The sequence below is a fragment of the Aurantibacter sp. genome (genome assembly GCF_039941195.1).
Lineage (GTDB): Bacteria > Bacteroidota > Bacteroidia > Flavobacteriales > Flavobacteriaceae > Aurantibacter_A.
The window spans coordinates 22990-36153 of the sequence record NZ_JBDVFA010000019.1; the positions used below are offsets into that span (position 1 = coordinate 22990).

Annotated in this window: 7 protein-coding genes; 6 read left to right on the forward strand and 1 reads right to left on the reverse strand. The window is 34.4% G+C overall.

Features of this window, described 5'->3' with window-relative positions; all coding sequences use genetic code 11:
- The first annotated feature begins 50 nt into the window (after positions 1-50).
- The 4 genes from ABJF52_RS03355 to ABJF52_RS03370 all read left to right on the forward strand — a co-directional run bounded on the left by ABJF52_RS03355 (position 51) and on the right by ABJF52_RS03370 (position 9941).
- Positions 51-566, forward strand: a complete 516-nt coding sequence (locus tag ABJF52_RS03355) for a DinB family protein (RefSeq protein WP_348146293.1) — start codon at positions 51-53, stop codon at positions 564-566.
- Between the two features lie 778 nt (positions 567-1344).
- Entirely contained in the window at positions 1345-4578 is a 3234-nt protein-coding gene (locus ABJF52_RS03360; RefSeq protein ID WP_348146296.1) for a TonB-dependent receptor, read from the forward strand.
- 9 nt (positions 4579-4587) lie between these two features.
- On the forward strand, positions 4588-6465 hold the full coding sequence (locus tag ABJF52_RS03365) for a RagB/SusD family nutrient uptake outer membrane protein (RefSeq protein WP_348146299.1): 1878 nt from the start codon (positions 4588-4590) through the stop codon (positions 6463-6465).
- Between the two features lie 149 nt (positions 6466-6614).
- Positions 6615-9941, forward strand: coding sequence for a VCBS repeat-containing protein (locus ABJF52_RS03370; RefSeq protein ID WP_348146302.1), 3327 nt, complete (start codon positions 6615-6617; stop codon positions 9939-9941).
- 7 nt (positions 9942-9948) lie between these two features.
- On the opposite strand, the gene rsmG is transcribed toward ABJF52_RS03370, so the two are convergent.
- The gene (gene rsmG, locus ABJF52_RS03375; RefSeq protein ID WP_348146305.1) at positions 9949-10584 is read right to left on the reverse strand and encodes a 16S rRNA (guanine(527)-N(7))-methyltransferase RsmG; all 636 of its coding nucleotides are present in this window, start codon (positions 10582-10584) and stop codon (positions 9949-9951) included.
- Positions 10585-10709: 125 nt separating this feature from the next.
- Here rsmG and ABJF52_RS03380 point away from each other — a divergent pair, with 125 nt between their 5' ends.
- The gene (locus ABJF52_RS03380) at positions 10710-11810 is read left to right on the forward strand and encodes an acyl-CoA desaturase (RefSeq protein ID WP_348146308.1); all 1101 of its coding nucleotides are present in this window, start codon (positions 10710-10712) and stop codon (positions 11808-11810) included.
- A gap of 161 nt (positions 11811-11971) precedes the next feature.
- Positions 11972-13162, forward strand: a complete 1191-nt coding sequence (locus ABJF52_RS03385) for a pyridoxal phosphate-dependent aminotransferase (RefSeq protein WP_348146311.1) — start codon at positions 11972-11974, stop codon at positions 13160-13162.
- Positions 13163-13164: the final 2 nt, after the last annotated feature.

The following is a 13164-nucleotide window of genomic DNA, read 5'->3' on the forward strand; positions in this document are numbered from 1 at the left end:
ACACTTTTTTAAAAAAAGTGAATGTATTAGTAACTTAAACACTCAATAAAATGAAAAAACTTTCTACACTAGCATTGCTATTGATGACCACGGTCTTTTGCTTTGCACAAGAAAAATTAGCACAAAGTACCATACAAGGTGTATTGGCAGGAAATCAAGATCAGGTAATACAATTGGCTCAAGCTTTTTCGGATGAACAATACGATTGGCGACCTATGGAAGGAGTAAATTCTGTTCGAGAAGCAATTTTACATGTTGCAGGAGGTAATTATTATATAGCGTCTAAAATGGGCTTTGCTCCTCCTGAAGATGTTGACATGATGAAACTAGGAGAAATTACTGGAAAGGAAAATGTAATTGCAACGTTGAAGAAATCTAATGAATTTGTACTTGAAAAAATAATGTTAGTAGAAAATGGTTCACTTAGTGATGAAGTAGATTTCGGTTTTGCTAAAATGAACAAATTGGGAGGGTTACTTGCCATTATGGAACACAATGGCGAACATAAAGGTCAACTTATTGCATATGCCAGATCCAATGGGGTTACGCCACCTTGGAGCAAGTAACAACTTCATAATTTTTATTGAAAGGTGCTTTTTAGCACCTTTTTTTATTCTACACAACTAACTCATTTTCAAGCAATATCAATCAGAAAAAGCTGTAAACCAATTATTTATCAGCTAAAAGTTGATTTCCACACAATTTCAATGTAAATTTAACGTTAAGTAATTGTAAAGTAAAATATTCATTAGTCTACTCAGGAACTAAAATTTATAGCTTATGAAAACACATAAAGAAAATATTACTTCCACGAAAAACGAAAGTTTCAACTTTCAAAACTTTTATACATTTATTAAAAATTATGCTAATAACTGTCGTTACTCATTTAATAGAATGTTGAATACTTAATTAAAAACTGATTTAATTAAACAAACGTTCAACCTATTTTCCAGTTTATCTGCATTATTTTACTTAGCAAAAATACAGCCCGTATTACTTCTTTTTAATTAGCAGTTGTCATCACTCCATAATGCTCAAACTGTTTAACCCGCAAATATTATTTTTTTAGCTAAAAAAATATACAAATAATATCCTTCCATTAATAGTTATTTTTCAATTCTAGACTTTTAAAAATTGATACAGAAAATTCGTGTTAAGACCCTATTTTACTGGTAAATTACATCTTTTATGTTAATTTTTACAATCATAATTTTTTAACATTATTTTTATTTTATCATAAAATAAGAGTGCTTTTAGGTTATAAAAGTTAATAATTTTATTGTTTTTAAGGTTTTATTAACTATTTTCAACTTCTCAAAATTAACTTTAAAGAACCTAAAACTCATGATCAACCAACTTAAACCTAAGGGTAATGGTATGCTTTTGAAGCAGCATTATCTCTCCCTATTCCTTTTTTTAGGTGGCATTATTTTCTCTGCTGCCATTGCCCAAACTAATATCTCTGGTACTGTTTCAGATGAATCTGGAACACCATTGCCTGGTGTTAGTGTCGTAATACAAGGAACAACCACTGGTGTAACTACAGATTTTGATGGCCTCTATGCTATTGCTGTAGATGACAACAATGCCGTACTTGTTTTTTCATACATTGGTTTTGCTTCGCAAAACGTAACTGTTGGAACAAATACATCCATTGATGTTCAAATGAAAGAAGATGTACAGAACCTAGAAGAAGTTGTAGTAGTAGGCTATGGAACTCAGAAAAAAGCAACCATGACAGGTTCTGTATCTAGTGTAGGAGGCGAGGCGCTAGAGAAATCGTCCTCCCCTAACCTAGGTGCTGCCTTAGCTGGTAAGGTAACTGGTCTTTTTGTTGATACCGGCCAAGCAACTCCAGGTGCTGATACACCCGCTATACGTGTACGTGGTACAAATACATTTAACAATTCTGGGGCTTTAGTGGTTATTGATGGTATTCCTGCAAGAGAAGGTGGTATTGCCAGAATCAATCCGGCAGATATTGCTACAATTTCAGTATTAAAAGATGCATCTGCAGCTATTTATGGTGCTCGAGCTGCCAACGGTGTAATTTTAGTTACCACTAAACGCGGTAAAATCGGAACCCCGAAAGTAAAAATCACAAGTACTGTTGGTACTCAAAGTTTTACCTCAACTCCCGAAATGCTTAAAGGTGCCGAATACATGGATTTAGTAAACATATTAAATGTTTATAAACTTCCTGTTTCAGAATGGGCTACTGCTCATGCTGGTAGAGGTGCACCCTATACACGACTTGATAACGGCGAGGTAGTAAATCCAACTTTTACAAATGATCGGATTGCGCAAACAGCTGCAGGAACAGACCCTTGGCTGTATCCTGATACAGATTGGATGGAAGAAGTATCAACAAAGGCCGCTCCAATTTCCAGACAAAATATTCAAGTTTCTGGTGGTACCGAAGATGTCAGATATTTAGCATCCTTAGGATATTTAAAACAAGAATTAAATTTTAAAAACTCCCCAAAAGGTTATAACCAATATGATCTTAGATTAAATTTAGATGCCAACATCAGCAAGTCTTTAAGTATGGATGTGGGACTATATTCTAGACAAGAAGATAATGTAAGGGCGACAAGAGATGCAAATGCCATATTTGATGATTTGGTTCGTCAATATCCTTGGTTTCCTGCTTTTTGGCCTTCTGGAGAATTAGGCCCAGATATTGAAAATGGTAACAACCCTGCTGTTAGAGTAACCGACAGTCCCGGTTATATTGAAACTGGCAATAATTTTGTACAAAGTAATATTGGCTTAACCTATAAGGTGCCAGGTGTTGAAGGTTTAGAATTTAGAGGAAATGTATCCTACGATAAAGCTAATTATGAATATAAAGAATGGAATCGTCCATGGACCCTCTATACTTGGGATGGGGTAAACAGAGATTCATCCGGCTTGACTGCCGCACAAAGAGGTCCTGGAGATCCAAGTTTAAGACAACAGCATACAACTAAAACTGATATTACAGCAACACTTACAGGTTCTTATGAAAAGGAATTTGATGATCATTATTTCAAATTGCTTGGTGGTGTAACACGTGAAGAAACGGACCAAGAATTTTTTGGAGCTTTTAAGAGATTCTTTTTGTCGAGCGACTTAGCACAACTAGATTTAGGAGGTACAGAAGGACAGAGTAGTGAAGGTAATGGCTTTGAAAATCGCCGATTGAATTATTTTGGTCGCTTAAATTACGCATATAAAGAGAAATATTTATTAGAATTTTTGTTTAGGTATGATGGTTCTTACTTATTCCCAAAAGATAATCGTTTTGGATTTTTCCCAGGCGTATCTGCAGGATATGTAATTTCCAAAGAACCATTTTTTGAAAAATCATTACCATTTATTGATTACTTTAAACTTCGTGGATCATACGGTCAATTAGGTAATGACAATGTAAGTAGGTTTCAATATTTAAATTCTTATGAATTATCAGCAACTGGCCTTGGATCAACAGTATCAACTGCTTATGAAAGTAATGTAGCCAACCCAAACATAACCTGGGAAACTGCAACTTCTCGAAATATCGGGTTTGATTTACGAACATTAAACAATAAACTATCACTTAGTTTAGACTTATATAAAAATTCTAGAGAAGATATTTTAACAGTGCCACTAAAAACCCTACCAGAGTATAGTGGTATTAATGCACCAGCAGTAAATATAGGAGAATTTGAAAACTCTGGTTATGAAATTAGTTTAGGATTAAATGGAGGTAATGATGAAGGATTCAATTATAATTTGACATTTAATTTTAGTGATTCAAATAACAAATTGGTATTCTTTGATGAACCAGCTTTAGCTGATCGCCCATGGCAACGTGAAACTGGTGGTGAAATAGGGAGACCATTATTATATGAATATGATGGTGTTTTCCGATCACAAGCAGAAATAGATGCTGAAACATTAGATTATAGCGGCGTAACACCAGAATTAAAACCTGGAGATGCTAGAGTAGTTGATATTAGTGGTGATGGAACCATAGGACCTGAAGACAAAATAAGAACTGGTGGAAGTGCATTCGCAGATACTCAGTTTGGATTTAATACAGCTATTAATTATAATAATATTGATTTTAGTATGTACTGGGCAGGTGCTACTGGTGGTTATAGTAATTATGAATGGAGTTTTATGTCGGGTACCCTTGCAAATGTACAGCGCGATGTACGTGATCGCTCATGGTCACTAGATAACCCAGATGCCTATGGACCAAGATTAGCAGACCGTGGTGACCAATGGTATTCGGGTCAAACAAATGCCTACCTATTGACTAGAGATTATTTGAGACTTAAGAACCTAGAGATAGGTTATACTTTTGATCAAGGAATTATAGAACAAATTGGAGCGGAAAATTTACGGATATCAGTATCAGGGACTAATCTTGTAACATTCACAGATTACCCTTTCGATCCTGAAGTGCTACAGATTAGCAATGATGAATTATCAAGTAACGCTGCTGATGCTGATGAGGGCACACAAGGTGTTAGTGGTGGACGAACTGCAAATGGTGGAATATACCCAATGCTAAGAACTTTCAATTTTGGCGTACAAATAACTTTTTAAAAAAAAATGATGAAAAAAGAAATAATTAAACATGTAGCGTTGATTGCTTTTGCGGTGCTAGCCGTTGGATGTAACGATGACTTTTTAGAGACACAACCTCTGAGTCAAGCATCAGAGGAGCAAGTATGGTCGGATCAAAAACTGACCGAAGCGGCAGTTTTAGACTTATACCAAGGAACATGGGCAGGAACTTTAACTCGTGAAGAAACCACAGATGCTTTTACAGATCAAGCGGTATTCACACACCCAGGTCGTGGTGTTGATGGCTATACCGAAGGGAAAATGAATCCTGCAGGAAATTTCATGGACATGCAATGGTTTAGTTGGCCTGAACTTTATCCGTTTATTAGAAGTGCTAACCTCGCCATCCAAAAGCTAACTGCAAATGAAGCTGGTTTTGATGATGCATTTGTAACCCAATTACTTGGCGAAGCATATTATATGAGAGCATTTTATTATACGCAATTGATGCGTCAATTTGGAGGTGTAGTGCTTTTGACCGAACCTTTAGGTTTAGATAGTGAAGCGAATAATCCAAGAGGTACTTTTGAAGAAACTGTTAATCTAATACTTTCAGATATTGATGTAGCAATGACGCTTTTAGCGGATGCTCCAGCAAGCAAGCAAAGAGCTCATTTAATAACAGCAATGGCGTTAAAATCTAGAGTTTTAACACATGTGGCTAGTGATTTATATGAACCTTCCAAAGCTTCATCAATTTCAACAATTGCATCTTACAGTAATCCTGAACTAATAGGTTGGACAAGTGGATCTCAAGCAGACCGATGGGTAGCTGCTAAGGCTGCTTCAAAAGCATTATTAGATGCAACTACCGGTTACAAATTAGACTATACAGCTCCAGCCACACAAGCGGAAGCAATACAGAACTATGAAGATATTTGGTTGCAAGGAGATCAAAATCAAGATTATATATGGGGTAGATCGGTTGAGGAATTTGGTTTTGGTTCTAGAACATATCCTGGAGGTGATGGTTGGTCTCAAGGTCCGGGTATGGTAGCACTATATCACGGTCCAAACGGATATCATGAATGGGCAGGAACAACACCTACTGAAGCTTTAGTATCCAAGTATGACTTTGCAGATGGAACCGAATTTGATTGGGACAACCCTGCGCATGCAGCAGCACCTTATGAAAATAGAGAAGCAAGATTTTATTCTACTTTTTTATATGATGGTGGACCTTGGAAAGACAGAACTGATGATGTTGTTAAATTTGATAAATACAACGAAATACAAACAGGCTACTATACATTAGCAGATGGAACCATTATTAATGGTGTTGATACACGACAAGGTCCGGTTGAAGATTGGAATGGTTCTAGAACGGGTTATTATTTTAGAAAATTTGCAGATCCAACTACTCCAGCATCATGGCCAAATGATTTACAAAAAGTTGATGCACCTTATATACGCTATTCTGAAATTTTATTGAACTATGTAGAAGCATCCATAAACTCTAATGACGAAGGTGAAGCCATAGCTTGGTTAAATAAACTTCGCTTTAGAAACGGACTACCTGCAGTTACTGAAACAGGAGATGCGCTTCTTGAACTTTATAAAAGAGAACGCAACAAAGAACTTGTAAATGAAGATGCACGTTTGTTCGACATGAAACGATGGCTAGAAGGAGCTGAATCGCTTAACAAACCTGTACAACAAATCTTAATTCAAGCAACTCAAAAAGCAGGCACTTCAGTTGCAGCAGAAGATTATAGAAAAGATACTTCTTTATTTGATTATGTATACAAACCAACCGACATTGTTTTTGAAAACAGACAATGGCAAGATAAGGTTTACTTTATGCCAATTAAGCAAGAAGAAATAGATAAAGACGCATCTATTATTCAGAATCCTGGATACAATTAAACAGCTTTAATTTTTATTATTATTTTGGATAACCCTTGCATAAATGTCAAGGGTTATTCTTATTTTAGGATACTCTCTTAAGAATTAAATGCATAACTTTTTCTTAATTTTTAGTTTCAATCAAAAACAAAAAAACAGCCGTTTCATATATGAAGTTTAATCACATATATATTCTATTACTTGTATTTTCTATCTGGTCTTGTAATCAAGAGAAAGAAGCTTCGCAACTATTTTCAAAAATTAGCAGTTCTGAATCTGGAGTTAATTTCGCAAATAAACTTACCGAAACTCACAAGTATAATTATTTTACGTATCCTTATATGTATTTAGGTGGAGGTGTTTCCGTGGGTGACATAAATAATGATGGTTTAGAAGACATCTTCTTTACAGGTAATATGGTACCGAATAAACTTTACTTGAATAAAGGAAATATGCAATTTGAAGATATTTCCCATTCTGCCGGAATCTCTGGTGATGAAAGATGGTATACCGGCACCACTTTTGTCGACATTAACAAAGATGGTTATCTCGATATCTATTGCGCTGTTAATGGCAAAAAAGCACCACATAACAACGTACTTTTCATTAATAACAAAGACAACACTTTTACCGAAAAAGCAAAGGAATACGGCATTGATTGTGATGGCCATAGCATGCAAGCTACTTTTTTTGATTATGACAAGGACGGTGATTTGGATTTGTATGTAATTAACTACCCTCCTACAAGTTTTGTAGCACCAGTAGCCTATTATAGTTACATGTTGCAAAACCATGAACTAAAAGATTCTGATCGATTATTTAGAAATGATAACGGCCATTTCACCGATGTTACTGAAGAATCGGGATTAAGTTCATTTGGACTTAGTTTAGGCGTTGTCGCCTCAGATATTAATAATGATGGATATGAAGATTTGTTTATTTCCAACGATTTTAATGCACCAGACTTCTTGTTTATTAACAACCAAGATGGCACATTTACAAACGAGATAGACAACAGTTTACAACAGACATCTTTTTTTGGAATGGGGGCAGATATTGCCGATTTTAATAATGATGGCCTAATGGATATTTTTCAACTAGATATGTCTGCTGAGGATAATTTTAGATCTAAAGCTAACATGTCTGCAATGGATCCTGCAGCATTTTACGAATCGGTTGATATTGGATTGCATTATCAATACATGCAAAATTCACTGCAATTAAATAATGGTAATAAAGATGGTGAATTACCCGTATTTAGTAATGTTTCGAGATTAGCAGGTGTTTCTTCAACCGATTGGAGTTGGGGTGCCTTACTAGCGGATTTTGACAATGATGGCTACAAAGATTTATTTGTCACGAATGGAATTCGAAGAGATGTGAATAATAAAGATTTCTATGCAAAATATAAGGAGTTTTTCAAAAAAATGGAAAGTGACCCCAATTATAAAGACAAAGAAGAAGAAGTAGAATTACTGAATTATCTTGAAGAATTACCATCTGAAAAATTGAGTAATTACATGTTTCAAAATAATAAAGACTTAACCTTTACTAAAAAAACAAAGGAATGGGGTTTTGAAGAAAAAACTTTTTCAAATGGTGTTGCCTATTCAGATTTAGATAACGACGGTGATTTAGATTTGGTGATTAATAATTTAGAAGATACCGCAAGTATTTACCGAAATAATTCGGCAACTAACAATCAACTAACTATTGACTTAAAAACTAAAAATAACGAATTACCCAATGGTAGTAAAGTCACTATTTATACAACCGATGGTTTGCAAGCGCATGAATATAATACAGTAAGAGGTTATCTTTCTTCAGTTTCTCCATTAATACATTTTGGGTTAGGGTCTATTAAAACTGTTGATAGTATCATAGTAAAATGGCCGAACCGAACTATAACGAAACTTCAAAACATTAAAGCTAATCAGAAATTAACTATTACTAATGAAAAGGCAATAACAATTAATTCTAAATCGGAATCTACTCCTTCTGTAAAAAGGTTGTTCCAAACTATGGACACCACCAATCTATACACACACGAGGAGAACAATTTTAACGATTTTGAAGTAGAGGTATTATTACCCCATAAAAATTCCACTTTAGGCCCTTCTATGGCTACAGGAGATTTAAACGGAGATGGTCTAGAAGATTATATAGTTGGCGCCGCAGTGGGTAGACCGATTACCGTTTTCATTCAGAAAGAAAATGGGGAATTTACAGCATTGGAAAACTCAGATTTAAAAAAAGATCAATATTATGAAGATCTTGGTATAGTAATTTTTGATGCTGATCAAGATGGTGATCAAGATTTTTATGTAGCTAGCGGCGGCAATGAATTTAAACCCGGCTCAATGGGTTATCAAGATCGCCTTTATGAAAACTTAGGAAATAATAGTTTTCGCAGAAATAAAGGAGCACTTCCAGACATAAGAATAAGCGGTTTAGATGTCTCAACAACTGATTTTGATAACGATGGTGATTTAGATATTTTTATCGGCGGAAGACTAATACCGAAAAAATACCCCTACCCCGCTGATTCTTATATTTTAGAGAATGTAAGTACAGATACTGAAATAAAATTTATTGATGCCACCGAAAAAGTTCTTCCTGAACTCAAAGAAATAGGCTTAACCTCAGCCTCCTGTTGGCTTGATATTGATAACGATGGTTGGGAAGATCTTGTATTAGTAGGTGAATGGATGCCTATAAAATTTTTTAAAAACAATAAAGGCATATTTAAAGATATCACTAATCAACTACTTCCTGAAAAAACAAACGGATGGTGGTTTGACATTCAAAAGGGTGACTTTGATAATGATGGCGATCAAGATTTGATTGTTGGCAACCTTGGTAAAAATTATAAATATCAAGCTAAAAAGGATGCGCCGTTTAAGGTTTATTTAAACGATTTTGATGAAAATGACAAACCAGATATTGTTTTGAGTTATAAGAAAGGAGATACAGAATTTCCACTGCGCGGAAGACAGTGTTCATCGCAACAAATGCCTGCTATTAAAGCTAAGTTCAAAGATTATAATTCTTTTGCAAGTGCCTCTTTAAAACAGATTTACACTACCGAAATGTTAGAAAACTCTCTGAGTTATGAAATAACTTCTTTTGCAAGTGTTTATCTTGAAAATGACAATGGTAAATTTAAATTAAAAGCACTTCCTCAACTGGCGCAAATATCAAGTATTAATCAATTTATTGTGAATGATTTTGATCAAGATGGTAATTTAGATGCAGTATTAGCAGGTAATTTATATAACGCAGAAGTAGAAACACCTCGAAACGATTCCAGTTTTGGACTTTATCTTAAAGGCGATGGCAAAGGTAATTTTGATGCAATACCAATGCTCCAATCTGGACTTAAAATAATTGGTGATGTTCGCGCTCTTGAAGAAATATCAATTAAAAGAGAGGATTTTATTTTAGCAGCCAAAAATGATGCACAGATGCAACTTATTAAAGTAAATTCAACTTTGTAATCGCAAATCAACCTTTATATTTCTGAGGTAAATAGACTAATTTTTTAGTTTCATAAAAATCCTCATCAAAGAAATCATTTAAATCAATAATCTGTGCTGCTTTATAATCTTTTAATTCCTCAGTTAAATCACCTCCCTTTAAATACAGTATTCCATTACGTCTTTCATGCGTCGATTCTTTTTTAATTTTACCTTTCACCCAATGCGTAAAAGTTGGCATTGCAGCCACAGCTCTACTTACAATAAAATCAAATTGACCTTTAATCTCTTCAACACGAGAATTTAAAGGAGTAACATTCGTTAAATTAAGACCAGAAACCACTTCTTCAACAACTTTAATTTTTTTACCAATAGAATCGACTAACGTAAATTTCACCTCCGGAAACAAAATTGCCAATGGTATTCCTGGGAAACCACCTCCAGTACCCACATCTAAAACCAACGCCCCCTTATTAAACTCCTGAAACTTAGCAATTGCCAATGAATGCAGTACATGTCGAAGATATAACTCATCAATATCCTTGCGACTAACAACATTAATTTTCTGATTCCAATCTTGATATAAAGTCTCAAGAAGTTCAAATTGCTGTCTTTGTTCTTCCGTTAGATTTGGGAAATATTTATAAACAAGAGATGTCTTCATTCGTATTTTAATTATTTAAGCAAAAATAGTATATTCACTACTGCAATAAATTGTTTTGCCAATTTTAGTTAACAGGCTAAATGAAGTACGACATTTGCATTATCTTTACCTAAGATTTGTTAAAAATGAATAAGACTACTATAAAATTCCCCAGAAAAGACGCCACTAACTTTTTTAAAATTTTAAATAAAAGAGTTAATGATTACTTCAAAGAAAATAAAATTAAAAAAACAGGAAATTGGCGATTGCATGTAAAAACAATAATCATGTTCGCTTTGTTTTTAACGCCTTATTTTTTAATACTAACTTTAGGTCTTCCAAATTGGGCAAATTTACTTTTGACTATAGTAATGGGTGTTGGAATGGCTGGAGTAGGCATGAATGTTATGCATGATGGTAATCATGGGTCATATTCAAATAAAAAGTGGGTCAATAAGCTAATGGGAAGTAGTATTTATATCCTAGCCGGAAACGTCTATAATTGGCAAGTACAACATAATGTTTTACACCATACCTATACCAATATTCAAGACCACGATGAAGATATGGAGGCAGGAAGAATACTTCGATTCTCGAAACATACCGAATGGCGTAAGCATCATAAATTTCAACACTTCTACTCTATTTTCCTATATGGATTGTTAACTTTTAATTGGGCTATTACTACAGATTTTCAGCAAATGTATCGCTATATGAAACGTAAGCTTTCTTATGGAAAATTACCCAGCCCAGTTGTTAATTGGAGTACACTTGTAATCACCAAAATCCTATACATCACTATTTGGATTGTGCTACCGTTAATTTTTGTAGACATGCCATGGTATATGATTTTATTAGGTTTCTTTATTATGCACTATGTTGCTGGAGTTATTTTAAGTGTTGTTTTTCAATTAGCCCATATTGTGGATGATGCACAAACTCCTCTTCCAGACAAAAGCGGGAACATGAAAAATACATGGGCAATTCATCAACTTTTCACAACAGTAAATTTTGGCACTAAAAATAAAATTGTAAACTGGTTTACTGGTGGATTAAATCATCAAGTAGAACATCATATATTTCCTAATATTAGTCATGTTCACTACACCAATATTTCTAAAATTGTAAAGGAGACTGCAAAGGAATTTAATTTACCATATCACGAGTATAAAACGACCAGAAAAGCAATTATTTCCCACTTCAAACATTTAAAAGAATTAGGAAAGCAACCTACATTACAGTATTAATTAGGCTTTATTAAATATCTTTTTACAATTTAAACATTAACGAAACATGGTTTTTCGCACAAGTTTCATTAATAATGTACAATCCGTACTTTTCTTACCTGTAAAACTTTAAAAAGTAATAATTTTGTGTACAGTTTAATGTATCAACTAACTATAAGCAAATGAGCAACAAACTATCTAATAGAATAAATAGTCTAACACCTTCGGCCACATTAGAAATGGCTGCTAAAGCTCGTGAATTAAGAGCATCAGGAAAAGACATCATAGGATTAAGCCTTGGAGAACCTGATTTCAACACTCCAGATTACATAAAAGAAGCTGCTAAACAAGCTATTAATGATGATTATAATTCATATACACCAGTTGATGGTTATGTTGAATTGAAAGAAGCTATTATCACTAAATTCAAAAGAGATAATAACATTTCTTATGAACCATCTCAAATTGTAGTTTCTACGGGAGCAAAACAAGCTTTATACAATGTTGCACAAGTAATTTTAAATGAAGGAGATGAAGTTATCCTTCCATGTCCATATTGGGTAAGTTATAGCGACATTGTAAAATTGGCAGATGGCGTACCCGTTGAAGTCTCTACAACAATTGAAAGTGATTTTAAAATGACGGCTGAGCAATTAGAAGCCGCTATTACTCCTAAAACTAAGATGCTATGGTACAGCTCTCCTTGTAATCCTAGTGGTTCAATTTACAGTAAAGAAGAATTACGCGCATTAGCTGATGTTTTACAGAAGTACCCACAAATTATTGTTGTTAGTGATGAGATTTACGAGCACATTAATTACGGAGTAACTGAGCATGCTTCAATGGCTGCTTTTGATGATATGTATGACCGAACAGTAACTGTTAATGGAGTTGCAAAAGCTTTTGCAATGACTGGATGGCGTATTGGTTATATTGGAGCGCCTAGCTATATAGCTAGAGCATGCAATAAACTACAAGGACAAGTTACAAGCGGAGCGAATTGTATTGCGCAACGTGCCGTTATTACTGCATTAGTAGAATCACCTGAACGAATTAACTATATGGTTGATGAGTTTAAAGAACGTAGAAAAATAATTTTAGGTTTGCTAAATAACATTGATGGTTTTCAATGTAATGAACCGGAGGGTGCTTTTTATGTATACCCAGATGTAACTGCATATTTCAGCAAAACTTTAAATGGCGTTACGATAAACAACGCGTCTGACTTCGCTATGTATCTTTTGGAACACGCCAATGTAGCTACAGTAACAGGTGATGCATTCGGTAATGGGAATTGTATTCGAATTTCTTATGCTGCCTCTGAAGACAATATTAGAGAAGCAATTAAGCGAATTGAAGAGGCCTTAAAATAGGA